This is a genomic window from Gluconobacter oxydans DSM 3504, assembly GCF_000583855.1.
Classification (GTDB): Bacteria; Pseudomonadota; Alphaproteobacteria; order Acetobacterales; family Acetobacteraceae; genus Gluconobacter; species Gluconobacter oxydans.
In genome coordinates, this window is sequence record NZ_CP004373.1 from 83,033 (window position 1) to 101,881 (window position 18,849).

An 18,849-nucleotide genomic window follows, 5' to 3' on the forward strand; every position below is an offset into this window, starting at 1 on the left:
TCCCGCTTCAGCTCTTACGGAGCATCCACTGCGGCGCCGCACGCCCTACGGCACCGCGGCGCCCCTCAAGCGGGGCCAGATCCGCCGTCGCGCGGACACGCTGGCCTTCCTGCCACAACAGTCCTTCGGACAGGGTGAGCGTCCGGATATCCCGCAGTGTGCTATCGCCCAGCTTCTGGAACGCCACACCGCCGCCACGCGTCATTTCCGGCACCTGCTCCAGCGGGAAGATCAGCGCCCGCTTGTTCTGCCCCAGGGTCAGAACATGGGTTCCACCCACCGGAATACAGGCAAAGACCTCGTCACCGTCCTTGACGTTGAAGACCTGTTTGCCCGTCCGTTTCTCGGCCACAAGCCCCGCTTCGGACACGATCATGCCCCGCCCGGCCGCTGAAGCGATCAGACGACGCCCCTCATCCGAAACCGGGAACAGCGTCACCACACGGTCTTCCTGAGGCACATCCACCACAGTACGGAACGGCTGTCCGAACCCGCGTCCCCGCGGCAGATCCGCCGCCTTGATGGTATAGGCCTTGCCGCTGCTGGAAATCAGGCACAGACGGTCCGTGCTCTGGCACTCCACGGAGAGCCAGCCTTCGTCGCCTTCCTTGAAGCGGTGCCCCTGCGGATCGAGCCCATGGCCCTTCATGGCCCGGATCCACCCCTCACGGGACAGCAGAACCGTCAGCGGCTCGCGGTCGATTTCCAGTGCCGCAGAAATGTCGATGGGCTCAGGCGCGGCCGCAATCAGCGTCCGGCGGTCCCCAAGCGGACCGGAACCGAACTTTTTGATCGTGCCGTCCAGATCCTTGCCAATCCGGGTCCAGCGGCGACGCTCCGAACCGAGCAACGTCTCAAGAGCTTTCTGCTCATCCGCAAGCTTGTCCCGCTCACGCCGGATTTCCATTTCCTCAAGCCGACGCAGGGAGCGCAGCCGCATGTTCAGAACAGCTTCGGCCTGAACATCCGTCAGGCTGAACGTCGCCATCAGGCTGACCTTGGGCTCGTCCTCTTCGCGGATGATCCGGATCACCTCATCAAGGTTCAGATAGACCGCAAGAAAGCCCTCAAGGATCTCCAGCCGCCGCAGCACCGCTGCGAGACGATGGTTCGAGCGCCGCACCAGCACTTCATGCACATGGTCCAGCCACGCCCGCAGAACCTGCTTCAGCGACAGCACACCCGGAACACGGTCCCCACCCAGAACATTCATGTTCAGGCTGAAACGGTTCTCAAGCGCCGTGTTGCGGAACAGCGTCTCCATCAGGACTTCAGGCTCGACCCCCTTGGTCTTGGGCTCCAGCACAAGGCGGATGTCGGTCGTACTCTCATCGCGCACATCGCCAAGAAGCGGCAGTTTGCGCTGTTCCATCAGGTCCGCAATCTGCTCGATCAGACGTGACTTCTGCACCTGATACGGGATTTCGGTGACAATAATCACCCAGGTGCCAAACCGCCCCTGCTCGACTTCCCAGCGTGCCCGCGTCCGGAAACTGCCACGTCCGGTCTCGTAGGAACGGATGATGGAGTCGCGCTCTTCCACCAGAATGCCGCCCGTCGGGAAATCCGGCCCCGGCATCAGATCCACCAGTTCGGCGATCGTCACATCCGGTTTTTCAATCAGAAGCTTGGCGGCCCGGCAGATCTCGGCGGCATTATGCGGCGGGATGCTCGTCGCCATACCCACGGCAATGCCTGCCGCACCATTGGCCAGCAGATTCGGGAATGTACCCGGCAGCACGATCGGTTCGTGATCTTCATTGTCGTAGGTCGCGCGGAAATCGACGGCGTCGTCCTGAATCCCGTCCAGCAGCGCCTGCGCCACTTCCGTCAGGCGGCTTTCGGTATACCGCATGGCGGCCGCGCCATCGCCGTCGATGGAGCCGAAATTGCCCTGTCCCTCAACCAGCGGATAACGGACCGCAAAATCCTGCGCCAGACGCACCAGCGCCTCGTACACGGAGGCATCGCCATGCGGATGGAACTTACCGATCACATCACCGACGACACGTGCACACTTTTTAAACCCTGATGTGGGATCAAGGCGGAGCTGCTGCATCGCGTAAAGGAGGCGGCGGTGTACCGGCTTCAGGCCATCACGCACGTCCGGAAGGGACCGCGACATGATTGTCGACATCGCATACGCAATATATCGCTCGCTCAGAGCCTCAGCGAGCTTGGTATCCTCGATATGACCAGCCAGATCCGTTCCCATGCATCTCCCCTCTTTCGTGCAGGACTTAGACACTGGCGTGCCATCCTGTCCAGCGCTCTCCTCATCGGCACGGCCGCCTGCTCACCCTACCGCCCGGTCCAGAAGGCGGAAGTGTCGTTCGCGCTGGCTGGTTTCAAGGCGCACCCTGCCGATACGACTGCACGCTGGGCCATGATGAACCTCCTGCCCCCCAATACCCTGACCTACCGCATGCAGAACGGACAGCCGGTCCTGCTCTACGCCGATCCCATCGCCTGCGGCTGCGTCTATATGGGCGACAAGACGGCCTATGCTGCCTACAAGGCCAGCCATCCGATCGATGCCGCGCAGGAACAGCGCATGACGGCCGAGATCAACCAGCATCCCGGCTGGGACTGGTCCGTCTGGGACAGCACGGCCGATGTGGACGTCGTCAACGGTCTGCGCCCTGGCCCCAGCCACGTTTTCTACTGATCGGACTCCGCGTCAGCATCCATCGCAGGCTGAAGCCGCTGCACATACTCCACCAGCCGCTCCCGCGCCGCCGGCAGCGGCTGGTGCCGCACGCCGAATACCCAGCGTGACAGGAAATGTCCCGTCAGCGCCAGACCATCTTTCCAGTCTTCGGGTGTTCCGTCCTGTGTTTCATCCGTCATCAGCGCGGGTAACGGAAGGAGCCTGTCCCGCCATTCGCCGGCACCTTCCCGGCTCACCGCCCGTCCCGAGCGTGGCGACACATAGTCCAGATCCTCCCGCGCGCCCGTCACCGCACATTCCGACAGGTCCAGCCCATAGCCGAGCCCGGCCAGAAGCTGGGCTTCCCAGCGCAGATAGGCCCCCATCGGCGCAGGATCGGGTGCCACGCTGATCAGCGTCAGAAGGCGGACCAGCCGCATGAAAAGCTCCGGATGCGGCTCTCCCTGCGGCAAAGCTCCGTCGACCAGCGCGCAGGCACTGCTCACCATCTCAAGCTGCAAAGGCGCATCCAGAATGCGCCCCGCCACACACTGAACCGGCTCGGCCGTCAGAGTCCCGAGTTGATCTGCGAGGCGCGCCCGCCAGCGCGCCATGACCAGATTGCCGGTCTGCCACAGGGAGGCCTGACGTCGGGACGCGCCCCCGCGCGCCATGCCATGCGAAACCCCGTGCTCTTCGCTGAACAGATGGACGAGCGCACTTCCTTCACCGTAAGGCCGGACTGACAGAACCAGCGCCGCCGCTTCCCATTCCATCGTCCATCCTCCCCGATCCGTACGCCAAAACGCAGAAAGCCCCCGCACGCCGGAGCGCACAAGGGCCTTTCTACAGACTTTCGAGCCCGACCTGAACCGGACAGACCCGGATCAGGACAGGAACGGAAAACCTTACTTGGTGCCGGCAGCAGCGGCGACTTCAGCAGCGAAGTCGCTCTCTTCCTTCTCGATGCCTTCACCGAGCTGGAAGCGCTCGAAACCGACCAGCTTCGCGCCAGCCTTCTCGACAACCTTGGCCACGCGGCTTTCACCGTCCAGAACCCATACCTGCTCCAGAAGAACGACTTCTTCGTAGAACTTGCGGATACGGCCTTCGACCATCTTCTCGATGATGGCTTCCGGCTTGCCGGACTCACGGGCCTGCTCGATCAGAACGGAGCGCTCGCGCTCCAGGGCTTCCGGATCAACGCTGGCAACGTCCAGGGCAGCCGGACGGGTTGCAGCAACATGCATGCCGATCTGACGACCCAGCGTCAGCAGGGCGTCGGACTCGGACGGAGCTTCCAGAGCAGCCAGAACGCCGATCTTGCCAATGCCCGGACGCAGTGCGCTGTGGACGTAGCTGGCAACAACGCCGGACTCGACCGACAGGACCTTGGCGCGACGGATGGCCATGTTCTCGCCGATCGTGGCGATCAGGTGCGTCAGCTCGTCAGCAACCGTGCGGCCCGACGGAACCTTGCCAGCCTTGATGGCGTCCAGATCGTCGCCGACTTCCAGAGCAACGTGAGCGACCTGCTCGACGAATGCCTGGAATGCCTCGTTACGGCCTACGAAGTCCGTCTCGGCGTTCACTTCGACCATGGCAGCGCGGTTCTTGGCGGACGCAACACCGACCAGACCTTCAGCCGTCGTGCGGCCGGACTTCTTCGCAGCCTGGGACAGACCCTTCGTACGCAGCCAGTCGATGGCGGCTTCCATGTCGCCGGCAGCTTCCGTCAGGGCCTTCTTGCAATCCATCATGCCTGCGCCAGTGGCTTCGCGCAGTTCGCGAACCAGGGCTGCTGTGATTTCTGCCATTTATCTCATCCCTCAAAAAAGATCATGCGGCCGGACGAATTCGCCCGGCCGCATGCCATGTTTCAGTTGCCGTTTTCCATGACCGGACCCCGGCAGTCTGTTCAGCCAGCGGAAGCGGGAGCTTCTGCGCCTTCAGCAGCGGCGGCTTCCAGAACAGCCGTCTCAGCCGGCAGTTCTTCAGCAGCACCGATGTCCTGACCCGAAGCAGCCAGCTCGGCGGAAATACCGTCGAGAACCGCACCGGAGACCAGGTCGCAATACAGGGTGATGGCGCGGATGGCGTCATCGTTGCCCGGGATCGGATAGGTCACGCCAGCAGGGTTGGAGTTGCTGTCCAGAACGCCGATGACCGGAATGCCAAGCTTCGTGGCTTCTTCGATCGCCAGCTTTTCCTTGTTCGTGTCGATCACGAACAGCAGGTCGGGCAGGCCACCCATTTCCTTGATGCCGCCGAGGGAGCGCTCGAGCTTCTCGCGGTCACGCGTGATGTCGAGAACTTCCTTCTTCGTCAGACCCGTCGTGTCACCCGACAGCATCTCGTCGATCTGGCGCAGACGCTTGATGGAACCCGTGATGGTCTTCCAGTTGGTCAGCATGCCGCCGAGCCAGCGGTGGTTGACGTAGTACTGGCCGCAACGCTGTGCAGCTTCAGCAACATGGTCAGCCGCGGCGCGCTTGGTGCCGACGAACAGGACGCGACCACCGTTGGCGACCGTGTCACGGACAACCTTCAGGGCGCGGTCCAGCATCGGAACCGTCTGCTGCAGATCGATGATGTGAACCTGGTTACGCACACCGAACAGGTACGGCGCCATGGCCGGGTTCCAGCGACGGGTGTGGTGACCGAAATGAACGCCGGCTTCAAGAAGCTGGCGCATGGTGAAATCAGGCATTGCCATGATTCGAAAATTCCTTGCGTCTGGTTGAACCTCCGCATGGCAACGTCCCCGAAGGGACACCAGAAAACCCAGAGCCATGCGTGCGGATTGTTCTCATTCGGAAAAATCCGGAGAAGAACGGTCGCGATATGGCGGAAAATGCCCACAGACGCAAGACCTGTCAGCAGAGTTTCACACAATACTGCCCCCGTCAGACCTGTAAGGCCTTCTCAACCCCCCGCAATGTCCGCAGCCGCTCCGCAAGACGTGGCGTCACCCGGTAATGTCCCGGAATGGAGATTTCGACATCCTGCGTCTCCTCGACGGAAGGCAGCAGTTTCACACGCCCGAAGCCGCCCTGAACCTCTTCCAGCAAAGAGGCCAGATCCGGCAGGGACGCATCCTCCTTCAGCCAGACGCGGATTTCCGAACGCTCGGCCGCAGCGGCGACCTCCAGATCCATGACATTCTGCGCCGTGATCCGCAGCGCATCGCCATCCACCTTGAGTTCCGCCGTCACCAGAATGGCCTGTCCCGCCACCAGCAGATCCCGGCAGGACGTCAGCGTTTCGGAAAACAGCGTGACCTCACATCCGCCACCGCTATCGGACAGATTGACCCAGGCCATTTTCTTGCCGGTCCGTGTCGGCCGCTCCTTACGATCCACAACACAACCGGCGATCTTGACGCGCGTCGTCCCTGTTTTTGCAGCATTTTCCAGAGCGTTGGATGGCGTCACACCCAGCCGCCTCAGAACACTACGATACGCATCCAGCGGATGCGCGCTCATGTGGAACCCGATAGCCGAAGCTTCCAGAGACAGACGCTCAAAGTCGGGCCATGGGCGGCCTTCGTTCAGGCGCAGAATCTCACGCTCCTGCCCCGCACCTCCGAACAGTCCGGCCTGACCCATTTGCTGCTCCTGCGCCCGCGCCTGAGCCCGCCGCAACAGAATGTCGGCACTCGAGAAAACGATATGCCGTTCCTTGAGAAGACTGTCGAAAGCCCCTGCTTTTGCAAGACTTTCCAGCTGTATCTTGTTCAGGCTCTTCGGATCACAGCGCTCCGCAAAATCCGTGAGATCCTGAAACGGCCTGTCCCCACGGCACGCCACGACACTCTGCATCGCGGCCGCGCCCACACGTTTGATAGCCGACAACGCATAACGGATTCCCTGACGCCCGTCTTCCAGTGTTTCAATGGAAAAATCTGCCAGAGATTTATTAATATCAACGGGTAACACGGGAATCTTCATTCGCCGTGCTTCCTGACACAGAGCCGCCAGTTTGTCCGTTTTTTCCCGTGCCAGAGACATGCAGCCCGCGAGAAACGCGACCGGATGGTTCGCCTTCATCCAAGCCGTCTGATAGGACACCAGCGCATAGGCTGCGGCGTGCGACTTGTTAAAGCCGTAATCCGCAAAACGAGCCATAAGATCAAAGACTTCGACCGCTTTTTCCTGAGGAATACCACGTGCCGTTGCACCCTCAGTGAAGATCGCGCGCTGCTTTTCCATTTCCGCGGCGATCTTCTTGCCCATCGCACGCCGCAGCAGATCCGCGCCACCCAGACTGTAGCCCGCCATCTTCTGGGCGATCTGCATGACCTGTTCCTGATAGACCATGATCCCATAGGTCTCTTCAAGAATATCGCGGATTTCCTCGTGAGGCGGCTCCCAAGGCTCGCCATGCTTGCGGCGACAGTAATCCGGGATGTTTGCCATCGGCCCGGGACGATACAGCGACACGCCCGCAATCAGATCCTCCAGCCGACTGGCCGCCATCTGCTTGAGCATGTCCCGCATACCCGCGCCTTCGAACTGGAACACGCCGGCCGTATCGCCTTTGGCCAGCATCTCGAACGTCTTCGCGTCATCCAGCGGAATACGTGAGAGATCGACCGTAATCCCCTGTTCTTTAAGAAAATCCAGACCTCGCTTGAGAATGGTGAGCGTTGTCAGGCCAAGGAAGTCAAACTTCACCAGACCAGCTTGCTCGACATATTTCATATTGTACTGCGTCACGAGCATGTCGCTCTTCGGATCGCGATACAGCGGCACCAGTTCCACCAGCTCGCGATCACCGATCACCACACCCGCGGCATGGGTGGATGCATGACGGTACAGGCCCTCGAGCTGCAACGCGATTTCCATGAGTCTTTTGAGCGATTCATCGCTGTCCCGCATTTCCTGAAGACGGGGCTCACCCTCAATCGCATCCGACAGCGAAACAGGCTTGGCCGGATTGTTCGGGATCAGCTCGGCAACGCGGTTGACCATGCCGTAAGGCAGCCCCAGCACACGCCCGACATCGCGCACCGCCGCCTTGGCTTGAAGCTTTCCGAACGTGATGATCTGCGCCACACGGCTTCCACCATATTCCTCGCGCACATACCGGATCACTTCATCGCGGCGGTCCTGACAGAAGTCGATATCGAAATCCGGCATGGAAACACGCTCAGGATTCAGAAAGCGCTCGAACAGCAGTCCGAACGGAATGGGATCGATATCCGTAATCGTCAGTGCATACGCCACCAGCGAACCTGCGCCCGAGCCACGCCCCGGGCCGACGGGAATATCATGTGCCTTGGCCCATTGAATAAAGTCGGCAACGATTAGGAAGTAGCCCGGGAAGCCCATCCGCGCGATGATATCGAGCTCCACCTGAAGGCGCTCGGAGTAAAGTTTCCGCTTCTCTTCATCCGCATTGATCGCTTCAAGACGCTTTTCCAGCCCTTCCCAAGCCATGGCCCGAAGCGTTTCTTCTTCCGTCGAGCCTTCGCGGACCTTGGGACAAATCGGCAGTAGCGGCTTGCGCGTGCAGGCCGCCACCGCACATTTTTGCGCAATGATCAGCGTGTTGTCACAGGCTTCCGGAAGATCATGAAAGACAGCCCGCATTTCCGCAGGCGTCTTGAACCAGGCCTGTGGAGACACATGCCAGCGGTCTTCTTCCGCAATGGTCCGGCCCTGCGCGATACACAGCAGCGCATCATGGGCCTCATGCATTTCAGGCTTGGGAAAGAAGCATTCATTGGTGGCGACCAAGGGAATATCCATCTGGTCCGCCATCGGGATCAGGACGCTTTCGACTTCCTGCTCCCCCACCTCTCCAAGCCGGTTCAGCTCGACGGCGATATTTCCCCGGAAAGCTTCTTCCAAACGGCTCAGAAGAGCCTGCGCGTCGGATTTCTGTTCTTCAAGAATCAGCTTGTTGATCGGCCCGCGATTGCCGCCCGTCAGCAGAAACAGTCCCGCCGCATGCTGACACAGAAAGTCGACCGCAACCGAAGGATCAGCCGGATCGCCGTTCAGAAATCCTTCAGACGACAGAATCTGGAGATTTGCCAGTCCTTCCTCATTCCGCGCCAGAACCACCAGCGGCTCGGACATTGCTCCGGGTTTTGTGCTGCGGGGGGGGAGTGAAATCTGGCAGCCGACAATCGGCTGAACACCGTTGCTGCGACAGTACAGCGAGAACTCAAGCGCACCGAACAGATTGCCGCTATCCGTCAGGGCGACAGCCGGCATGCCATTCTTGGCTGCCAGGCTCACAAGCTCCGGAATCCGGATTGCGCCCTGGCTCAGGGAGTACGCGGAATGATTTCTGAGATGAACAAAATCGGCATGAGACATGCCGTCATTCTATCAGGGACGGGCAGCGGATACAGGAGATTTTGATATCCCCTGCTCCACATCCTTCTTCAGAACGGCACGAGCTTTCCATCCCGCAGCGTCACGGTCCGGTCCATGCGGGAGGCCAGTTCGTCATTATGCGTGGCGATCAGGGCCGCCGCGCCCTCTTCCCGCACCACACGCAGAAGCTCGCCGAACACATGATCAGCCGTACCGATATCCAGATTGCCGGTTGGTTCGTCCGCCAGAAGCAGCTTGGGCTGATTGGCCAACGCACGCGCAATTGCTGTCCGCTGCTGCTCGCCACCCGACAACCGTCCCGGTAGCGAATCAAGACGATGCGAAAGTCCGAAGCGGCCCAGCAGATCCCTTGCCCGCTCCCGCGCCTTGCGCGGTGATACACCTGCGATCAACTGCGGCAGCATGACATTCTCGCACGCCGTGAACTCGCCCAGCAGATGATGGAACTGGTACACGAACCCGATCTGATCGCGCCGGATCGCCGTCCGGACGGTATCGCTCAAGCCGCTCGCTGGACGATCCGCCACGAAGACCGTGCCCGCCGACGGTGCTTCCAGCAGACCCGCCAGATGCAGAAGCGTGGATTTCCCGGTTCCGCTCGGCGCCACCAGCGCCACGATCTCGCCGGAGCGGAGCTCGAACTCCGCTCCGCTCAGGATTTCGAGCGTTTCTTCGCCCGACCGGAAACGGCGCGTCAGACCTTCAAGACGCAGGGCGCTTGCACCCATTGAAACTTCATTCATGACGGAGCGCCTCGATCGGATCGGTTCTGGCCGCCCGCCAGGACGGATACAACGTCGCCAGCAGCGACAGGACCAGTGACATTCCGATCACTTCCCAGACCTGTGACCACACCAGCTTCGCTGGCAGGCGCTCCAGAAAATAGACTTCCGGATTAAACAGGTTGGTCCCCGTGAGCGACTGGAGCCATTGGCGGATCCGCTCGATGTTCAGCGCAAACGCAATCCCGAGCGCCGAGCCCGCCACAGTCCCGACAATCCCGACAGACGCGCCGCACATGAGGAAAATCCGCATGATCGCGCCCCGGCTTGCACCAAGCGTTCGCAGCACGGCGATATCCCGCGTCTTGTCCTTCACCATCATGATGAGCGACGAAATGACGTTGAATGCCGCCACAAGGATGATCAGCGTCAGGATCAGGAACATCACGTTCTGCTCGACCGTCACAGCGTCCAGAAAGCCGTTTGCGCTCTGCGTCCAGTCGAGAACCCGCAGGCGCGGGTCTTCCAGACGTGCGGCAATGGCCTTGCGCGTCGGCTGCACATTCGACGGATCAGCCGTCGAGACCTGAATAAGCGAAACGGCGGACGAACCCAGCATCAGGAACTTCTGCGCTGCAGGCAGCGGCATCAGAACAATGCTGGAATTGTAATCATTCCAGTTGGCGTCAAAAATGACCGCAACATGATAGGTCTTCACCCGCGGCATCGTCCCGAACGGCGTCGCCTGGCCGTCCGGAGACAGCAGCGTGATCGGAGACCCGATTGTCAGTCCGGCCCGGTCCGCCATCGTGGTGCCGATCGCAACCGCATTATCGCCGGTAAAATCGTTCAGACTTCCCGCGATGATCCCGCTGCTCAGCGCCGTCCAGTCCCGGAGCGACTGCTGGGACACGCCCTGCATTTCTGCCCCGGAAGAGAAACGTCCCGCCTCCACCAGCACAGTGCCCTGCGCCATGGGGATGACGGATTTTACCCCTGGAACCTGCCGGATTGCTGCAACATCGTTTTCGTAAGCCTCAATGGGTCGCCCGTAGCCATACACGGTCAGATCGCCGTGCAGCCCCAGGATGCGTCCCATCAGATCGGCCTTGAACCCGTTCATCACCGACATGACGATGATGAGCGTCGCCACTCCAAGCGCAATCCCGATCAGGGAAAAGATGGCAATGATCGAGGCGAAACGTTCGCCACGGCGGGCGCGGAGATACCGCCCCGCCACCATGCGCTCAAAGCGGCCAAACATCAGGCTGCTCCGATTTTCGCCAGAACGTCCTCGACCGACAGCTCGAACCGCTCGCCCGTGGCGCGCTGCTTGAGCTCGACCTTACCTTCCTTGGCGCCACGCGGTCCGACGATGATCTGCCAGGGATGACCCATCAGATCCGCATCGTTGAACTTCACGCCGGCCCTCTCGGAACGATCATCATACAGCAGGTTCTCTGGATCGGTCCCGTAGATGCGGTCACAGATCGCGTCGCATGCCTCATCACCCTGACGCAGGTTCAGGATTGCAGCGCGATAAGGGGCCACGGACGCCGGCCAGATGATGCCAGCATCGTCATGCGACGCTTCAATGATGGCACCGACCAGACGCGACACGCCCACACCATAAGAGCCCATATGCGGATGGAACGGCGCACCGTCCGGACCGCTCACTTCGATCCCCATGGAGGCGGTGTATTTGGTTCCGAAATAGAAGATGTGACCGACTTCGATGCCACGCCCTTCACGCTTGCGCTCGGCCGGAACCTTGGCCCATTCGGCCTCGTCGTGCTTCTCATCCGTTGCCGCATAGTGATCGGTCACGGTCGCAAAGAACGTGGCCAGGCTCTCGGCGTCATCACAATCGACCGGACGGCTCAGCCAGTCCTGCTCCTCAAGCGCTGCATCGAAGAACACGGCGCTCTCACCCGTGGGCGCCAGCACCAGGAATTCGTGGCTCAGGTCGCCGCCGATCGGACCGGTATCGGCCACCATCGGCACAGCCCGCACGCCCAGACGCTGGAATATGCGCAGATAGGACAGCATCATCCGGCGGTAGCTGGCGACCGCACCTTCATAGGACGCATCGAAGGAATAAGCATCCTTCATCAGGAATTCACGTCCACGCATCACACCGAAACGGGGACGTACCTCATCACGGAACTTCCACTGGATGTGATAGAGCGCCTTGGGCAGTTCCTTGTAGGACTTCACGGACGATCCGAAGATATCCGTGATCATTTCCTCGTTCGTCGGCCCGTAAAGCAGATCACGGCCATGACGGTCCTGGATCCGGAGCATCTCCGGACCATAGGCGTCATAGCGGCCCGACCGGCGCCACAGTTCGGCCGACTGAAGCGTCGGCATCAGGACTTCCTGCGCCCCGATCGCGTCCTGCTCTTCACGGATGATCTGCTCGATATTGCGCAGAACCCTCAGCCCGGCCGGCAGCCAGGCATAGATGCCCGAGGCAGTCTGGCGCACAAGGCCAGCCCGAAGCATCAGACGGTGAGACGCAATCTGCGCCTCGGCCGGAACTTCCTTCAGCGTCGGCTGGAAGGCTTTCGTCAAACGCATGTGTATTTCTCTCAGACGCGCAGCAAATGGACATCAACAAGCGGACGCTTCTGGAGCTTGCGCCCCAGAGCACGGCGCAGGGCCGTCTTGGCCGCATCCCGGAAGGCCGCATCGTCCTGACGTAGTTCATCGGGGATCTGGTCGATGGCATCGGCGAATTCTTCCTGAATCCGCACGCTTTCCGGATCATCAGATTCCAGCAGACCCGGCGCACTGATCTTTGGATCGCCGATGACATAGCCTTCGTCATCAACGGCAAAGCTCGCCAGCACGATACCATTGAACAGCATCTTGCGACGGGCCGCGAGAACACCGCCCGTCATCGGCAGCAGACGACCACCATCCAGAGCCAGACGGCCCGTCGGCGCCGTATCCACGACCTTCACCTCACCCGGAGACAGGTTCAGGATATCGCCATCTTCCAGCAGGATCGGCTCGGCACCCATCTCATGCGCCAGCGCGGCATGCGCCGTCAGGTGACGCCATTCGCCATGGGTCGGGATGCTGTATTTCGGACGGACGATCCGGTATAGCGTCCGAATGTCCTCGCTGGTCGCATGACCGGACGTGTGGACCTTCGCATCCTTGTCCGTCAGGACCGTCACGCCACGACGCGACAGGTTGTCCTGCACGGCCATGACAGCCTGTTCGTTGCCCGGGATCATCCGCGAGCTGTAGATCACCGTATCCCCCTCGCCGAGGGCAATGTTCGGATGTGTATCGGACGCAATGCGCGACAAAGCCGAACGCGGCTCACCCTGGCTGCCGGTGATGATCATCAGCAGGTTGTCGTCTTCGACATCCCGGGCATCCTGCTCGGTCAGGAACGGCGGCAGATCCTGGAAGTAGCCGCACTCACGGGCCGCCGTCTCGAGATTACGCAGCGAACGGCCAACGATCATGACCACACGACCGGAGGCCTGGGCCGCCTTCGCGATGCTTTCAACGCGCGCCACGTTACTGGCAAAGCACGTCACGGCAATCCGGCCTTCCAGCCCCGCGATCAGCTCCGTCAGGCCCTTGCGCACATCGGCTTCGGACTCGGACTTGCCCGGCTTGAGCACGTTCGTGCTGTCGCCGACCATAGCGAGCACGCCCTCGTCGCCCAGCTTGCCGAACGTCTCCAGATCCGTAACCGGGCCGACCAGCGGGTTCTCGTCAAGCTTCCAGTCGCCCGTATGCACGATCAGACCATGCGGCGTCCGCAGAGCCACGGCCTGTGCTTCGGCAACGGAATGCGTCACGGACACGAACTGCAGATCGAACGGCCCCACATCAAAGCGCGAGCCCGGGCGGATGACGTGGATCTTCACCTGGTTGTTCAGATGGGCTTCCTGCAGCTTGCGACGCAGAACCGCAGCCGCAAACGGCGTGGCGTAGACCGGGCAGCGCAGATACGGCCACAGATGCGCCACCGCACCCAGATGATCTTCATGCGCATGCGTGATCACGAGACCGCACAGGTCCCGCGCACGATCGGCGATGAAGGTCGGGTCCGGCATGAGCACTTCGGCTTCAGGGGTGTCGTTGCCCGAGAACCCGATGCCGCAGTCAATGGCAAGCCAGGTGTCGTGACCGTTCTTCGTCAGGCAGTAGAGGTTGAAATTCATGCCGATCTCGCCCGTCCCGCCCAAGGGCAGGAAGGACAGACCGTCCTGTTTTTCTGTCATGATTGTTCCTTGCAGATATGATGCATAATCAGAGTGATATTCATTGCCCGATGCCCTGAGAGCGTTCGGGGGAATAGGAAAGCGGCGGACCTGTATTGCGGTCCGCCAGAAGGCGCAGGCCATCCAGCGTCAGATCGGGCGCCAGCACATCAAAAAGCGGCGTTCCCTCAGAGAACAGCGGAGCCAGACCGCCTGTTGCGATCACAGTCGGCTTTGCGTCCATTTCATCGGAAATTCGGTGGATCAGTCCCTCGACGAGACCGACATAGCCCCAGAACAGGCCCGAGCGCATCGCCACGCTCGTATTGCGGCCAATCGCCGCCGTAGGGCGGCCGATACTCATGCGCGGCAGGCGAGCGGCTGCACGGTGCAGCGCATCGATCGACAGGTTCACACCCGGAGCAATCGCACCGCCACAGAACTGCCCCGCACTGTTGACGACATCAAAGGTCGTCGCGGTCCCGAAATCGACCACGATCAGCGGGGCGCCAAAAAGCTCGCGACCGGCCAGACCGTTCAGGCGACGGTCCGCGCCAAGTTCATTCGGATTGTCGACAAGAACGTCGATACCCCAATCCAGCCTTGCATTGGCGACCAGGGGCACGACATCCAGCCATTCACGGCAGAAACGGCGCAGTTCGTAAAGCGCTACAGGCACAACCGTCCCGATAATGGCCCGCGTAATGGCCTTGGCGTTCACCCCCACCCGATCAAAGAGTGTCAGAAGCCAGGCCGCATATTCATCCGCCGTTCGTGCTTCATTCGTCGAAATACGCCATTGCCCCAGCCACGACTCTCCATCGTGTACAGCAAACACGATGTTGGTGTTTCCAGCATCAATGACGAGAAGCACGTTGCGGTCCGGTCCTTCAGTCCAGCAGGATATCGCCGGTTACAACCGGAATGGTTTCACCGTGGGGCAAGGCAAGCAGCAGGCGTCCCTGCGCATCGAGCCCTGAAAACGAACCTGTAATATAGGTTTCACAACGCTGAACCGCAAGCGGGGTGCCAACCGGGTGCGCCCGCGCCAGCCACGCGGCCCGAACCGGTGCGAACCCTTCCCGCTCCCGGAGGGCGGTCCAGTGTTCGATCTGTGCCACCAGCACCTTTCCGAAAGCTTCAGCAGACGGCGGATCAGTCGCTTCGGCGAGCGCCGCCAGACGACGACCCGGAATCTCAGGGGCCTGCCGCAGATTGGCCCCGATTCCCACGACGACCCAGGGATTGCCCTGTGGACCGCCCGTCTCGATCAGCACGCCCGCCATCTTTCGGCCATCCATCAGAAGATCGTTGGGCCATTTAAGCATGAAGCGGGACGGCCCCGTCACAACCGGGCAGAAATGCGTGACTGTCTCGAAGAGGGCCACAGCGACAACAAACGGAAGAGCCGCGATGAAAGCCGCGGGATCAGCCGGACGAAACAGCAGCGAAATGGCAAGATTGCCACCCGGGTCAGTCCAGGTCCGTCCGCGCGTGCCGCGCCCTGATGTCTGGGAAAAAGCCTGAACGGCAAGATGTTCGGGTTCACCGGCTTCGGCTCTGGCTTTGCACAGATCGGAAGTGGACCCGAGCGTTTCATGGTATTCGAAACGCCAGCTCATGGCTGCATGATGTTCTTTATGGTGGGCGATGACGGGATTGAACCGCCGACCCTCTCGGTGTAAACGAGACGCTCTACCGCTGAGCTAATCGCCCTCAGACTGTGTGTGCGGTCTATATACACGGTTCCGGATGGCGGTAAAGCCACCCGGAACCGTTTTGTGAGCTTTCTCAGCTCACGGCGTCCTTCAGCCCCTTGCCCGGCTTGAAGCGGACAGAGGTGGATGCCGGAATGTCGATCTCTTCGCCCGTGCGCGGGTTGCGGCCCTTGGCGGCCTTGCGCGTGGCAGTCACGAAGCTGCCGAAACCGACGAGACGGACTTCCTGCTTCTTGGCAAGCGTCGCCTCGATCGTGCTGAACACCGCATCGACAACTTCGCTGGCCTTGGCCTTCGGAAGATCGGCAGCGTCTGCAACGGCGGCGATCAGTTCCTGCTTGTTGAGGGGCTTCTCCATGATGTGCCTTTCTGGTGTTAGAGCGCCTGAGCCGGGCTCTGGTGAGTCCCTTCTGGCTCAGGCGCCTTGTTCGATCTGCGGCCGCACTATGAAGCGGATTTTGCCCGCGTCAACTGCTAGAATCGCAGAAGCGTGTCAGTGTCAGTGTGGAAGTGCCTGCGGAGCCGTCTTATCCACCGTTATTTCACCCATCGGGTCGACATTTTCGTCCCATTCGATGGCTTCCGGCATACGAGTCAGGGCGATCTTGAGCACCTCATCCACATGGCTCACGGGAATGATCTTGAGCGCGTGACGGACATTGTCCGGCACCTCCGCGAGATCCTTCTCGTTGTCCTTGGGAATCAGGACCGTCTTGATGCCGGCCCGCAGAGCCGCCAGCAGCTTCTCCTTAAGCCCCCCGATCTCCAGAACGCGGCCACGCAGGGTGATCTCACCCGTCATGGCCACATCCTTGCGGATGGGGATCTGGGTCATGATGCTCACCAGAGACGTCGCAAGCGCGATACCGGCGGACGGACCATCCTTGGGCGTCGCACCTTCGGGAAGATGGATATGGATATCCCGCTTTTCGAACAGCGGCGGCCGGATCCCGAAGTCCTGCGCCCGCGAGCGCACATAGGACAGCGCGGCCGAAATGCTCTCCTGCATGACTTCACCGAGCTTGCCGGTCTGCTTGACCTGCCCTTTGCCCGGAACCATCACGCTCTCGATCGTCAGGATCTCGCCGCCGACCGAAGTCCAGGCAAGCCCCGTCACCACACCGACCATGTCCTCCGTCTCGGTCTCGCCATGACGGTAGCGGCGGACACCCGCATACTTCTCAAGGTTTTCGGGCGTGATTTCGACATGCTTGACGCCGGTCGTGATGATTTCCTTGACCGTCTTGCGTGCAAGCTTGGCCAGTTCACGCTCAAGGTTCCGGACGCCAGCCTCGCGGGTATAGGAGCGGATCAGTTCGCGGATCGTATCATCCGTGACCGTCCATTCATCCGGCTTCAGATTATGCGCCTCCGCCTGCTTGCCCAGAAGATGACGGCGCGCGATCTGTACCTTCTCGTCTTCCGTATAGCCGGACAGGTTGATGATCTCCATGCGGTCCAGCAGCGGCTGGGGCATGTTGAGGCTGTTGGCCGTCGTGACGAACATCACATCCGAAAGATCATAATCTACTTCCAGATAATGATCGGCAAACGTGGAGTTCTGCTCTGGATCCAGCACTTCGAGCAGCGCAGACGACGGATCGCCGCGCCAGTCGGCACCCAGCTTGTCGATCTCGTCGAGCAGGAACAGCGGGTTGGATGTCCGCGCCTTCTTCATGCCCTGGATGATCTTGCCCGGCATGGAGCCGATATAGGTCCGGCGATGGCCTCGGATCTCCGATTCATCGCGCACGCCACCCAGCGACATGCGGATGTAGTTCCGCCCCGTCGCCTTGGCGATGGACCGCGCCAGAGAGGTCTTGCCCACACCCGGCGGCCCGACAAGGCACAGGATCGGTCCCTTGAGCTTCTGCGAGCGCGTCTGCACCGCCAGATACTCGAGGATCCGCTCCTTGACCTTCTCCAGACCGTAATGCTCGGCTTCGAGAACGTCCTCGGCGTGCTGGAACTCCCGCGTGATCTTGGAGCGCTTCTTCCAAGGGATTCCCAGCAGCCAGTCGAGATAGTTGCGCACAACCGTGCTCTCGGCCGACATCGGGCTCATACCACGCAGCTTCTTCAGCTCGGCATGGGCCTTTTCCTTGGCTTCACGGCTCAGACGGGTCTTGTTGATCTTCTCTTCAAGCTCGGAGTTCTCGTCCTTGCCGTCTTCGCCCTCGCCGAGCTCTTTCTGGATCGCCTTGAGCTGCTCGTTCAGATAGTACTCGCGCTGGGTCTTCTCCATCTGCCGCTTGACGCGGTTACGGATGCGCTTTTCGACCTGAAGAACACCGATTTCCGTCTCGATATGCGCGAAAACCTGTTCCAGGCGACGCGCAGCCGAGGCCGTCTCCAGAATTTCCTGCTTTTCGGAAATCTTGAGGTTCAGATGGCTCGCAATCGTATCGGCCAGCTTGGAAATACCCTCGATCTGGTTGATCGAGACCATGACTTCCGGCGGGATCTTCTTGTTGAGCTTGATATACTGTTCGAACTGCGAAACCGTCGAACGGCTCAGCGCCTCGATCTCACTTCCCGGAGCAGCATCCACAGGCTCCTCGGGAATTTCCTCGATTTCAGCCTCGAAATGCCCGTCCACATCGAACAGACGCGTGATGTGCACACGCCGCGTCCCTTCGACCAGAACCTTCACGGTCCCGTCAGGCAGTTTCAGGAGCTGAAGGATCGTCGAAACCGTACCGTAGCGATAGATGTCATCGACGGACGGATCGTCCAGCGAGACATCCTTCTGCGCCACGAGCAGGATCTGCTTGCTCTCGCGCGTTACGGTCTCCAGTGCCTTCACCGACTTCTCGCGCCCAACAAACAGCGGCACGATCATATGCGGGAACACAACAATGTTCCGAAGCGGCAGAACGGCCATCACGTCATGACGTACGGGCTGCTGTACCACAGGGGTTTCAGCTTCGGGCTCCGCCTTGCGCGCTGCAGCACGTGGCTTGCGCGTTACCTTCTTCGGAGCCGCAGCAACTTTTTCGGGAACGGCCACATCGTCTGTCTTCTTTGTGCGGCGGCGGGTTTTCGGCTTGGTATCGTCAGTCATTCACTTGATCTCCAGAGGGACGATCTTGCGATACCGGCCTGCCATGCAGCGCCGGGATCGCATTTCTTTCATGCTTGAGCGGCATGAATTCGGACAACCTCAGTCAGTTATGTCGA

General features: G+C 60.7%; 14 protein-coding genes and 1 tRNA gene. 1 reads left to right on the plus strand and 14 read right to left on the minus strand.

The window, feature by feature from the left end; genetic code table 11:
• Positions 1–7: 7 nt before the first annotated feature.
• Entirely contained in the window at positions 8–2,215 is a 2,208-nt protein-coding gene (parC, locus tag GLS_RS00365; RefSeq protein ID WP_041110480.1) for a DNA topoisomerase IV subunit A, read from the minus strand.
• Between parC and GLS_RS00370 the strand changes: the two genes are divergently transcribed.
• Complete coding sequence (locus tag GLS_RS00370; RefSeq protein WP_041110482.1) at positions 2,192–2,668, plus strand: hypothetical protein; 477 nt, start codon at positions 2,192–2,194, stop codon at positions 2,666–2,668. The two genes, parC and GLS_RS00370, sit on opposite strands and share 24 nt — an antisense overlap.
• Here GLS_RS00370 and recO read toward each other — a convergent pair.
• The 13 genes from recO to lon all read right to left on the minus strand — a co-directional run bounded on the left by recO (position 2,662) and on the right by lon (position 18,733).
• Positions 2,662–3,426 (minus strand): DNA repair protein RecO, encoded by a 765-nt coding sequence (recO, locus tag GLS_RS00375; protein WP_041110484.1) that lies wholly within the window; start codon positions 3,424–3,426, stop codon positions 2,662–2,664. The two genes, GLS_RS00370 and recO, sit on opposite strands and share 7 nt — an antisense overlap.
• A 132-nt stretch (positions 3,427–3,558) precedes the next feature.
• A complete protein-coding gene (tsf, locus tag GLS_RS00380; protein WP_041110486.1) occupies positions 3,559–4,467 on the minus strand; it encodes a translation elongation factor Ts in 909 nt (302 codons plus the stop codon).
• Between the two features lie 101 nt (positions 4,468–4,568).
• Positions 4,569–5,366, minus strand: a complete 798-nt coding sequence (gene rpsB / locus GLS_RS00385) for a 30S ribosomal protein S2 (protein ID WP_041110487.1) — start codon at positions 5,364–5,366, stop codon at positions 4,569–4,571.
• A gap of 190 nt (positions 5,367–5,556) precedes the next feature.
• A complete protein-coding gene (gene dnaE, locus GLS_RS00390; RefSeq protein ID WP_041110488.1) occupies positions 5,557–8,979 on the minus strand; it encodes a DNA polymerase III subunit alpha in 3,423 nt (1,140 codons plus the stop codon).
• Positions 8,980–9,047: 68 nt separating this feature from the next.
• Entirely contained in the window at positions 9,048–9,743 is a 696-nt protein-coding gene (locus GLS_RS00395) for an ABC transporter ATP-binding protein (RefSeq protein ID WP_041110489.1), read from the minus strand.
• On the minus strand, positions 9,736–10,986 hold the full coding sequence (locus GLS_RS00400) for a lipoprotein-releasing ABC transporter permease subunit (protein ID WP_041110490.1): 1,251 nt from the start codon (positions 10,984–10,986) through the stop codon (positions 9,736–9,738). The genes GLS_RS00395 and GLS_RS00400 overlap by 8 nt, the downstream gene beginning before the upstream one ends.
• Positions 10,986–12,302: a proline--tRNA ligase gene (proS, locus tag GLS_RS00405; RefSeq protein ID WP_041110491.1), complete on the minus strand. Its 1,317-nt coding sequence runs from the start codon at positions 12,300–12,302 to the stop codon at positions 10,986–10,988. Before proS ends, GLS_RS00400 begins: the two co-directional genes overlap by 1 nt.
• An 11-nt stretch (positions 12,303–12,313) precedes the next feature.
• Entirely contained in the window at positions 12,314–13,972 is a 1,659-nt protein-coding gene (locus tag GLS_RS00410) for a ribonuclease J (protein WP_011251681.1), read from the minus strand.
• Positions 13,973–14,012: 40 nt separating this feature from the next.
• Entirely contained in the window at positions 14,013–14,825 is an 813-nt protein-coding gene (locus tag GLS_RS00415; RefSeq protein ID WP_011251682.1) for a type III pantothenate kinase, read from the minus strand.
• Positions 14,826–14,841: 16 nt separating this feature from the next.
• On the minus strand, positions 14,842–15,573 hold the full coding sequence (locus GLS_RS00420; RefSeq protein ID WP_041110492.1) for a biotin--[acetyl-CoA-carboxylase] ligase: 732 nt from the start codon (positions 15,571–15,573) through the stop codon (positions 14,842–14,844).
• Between the two features lie 19 nt (positions 15,574–15,592).
• Positions 15,593–15,667 (minus strand) — tRNA-Val (locus GLS_RS00425).
• A gap of 75 nt (positions 15,668–15,742) precedes the next feature.
• Positions 15,743–16,027, minus strand: a complete 285-nt coding sequence (locus GLS_RS00430) for an HU family DNA-binding protein (protein WP_011251684.1) — start codon at positions 16,025–16,027, stop codon at positions 15,743–15,745.
• A gap of 141 nt (positions 16,028–16,168) precedes the next feature.
• Entirely contained in the window at positions 16,169–18,733 is a 2,565-nt protein-coding gene (gene lon / locus GLS_RS00435; RefSeq protein ID WP_041110493.1) for an endopeptidase La, read from the minus strand.
• Positions 18,734–18,849 lie beyond the last annotated feature (116 nt).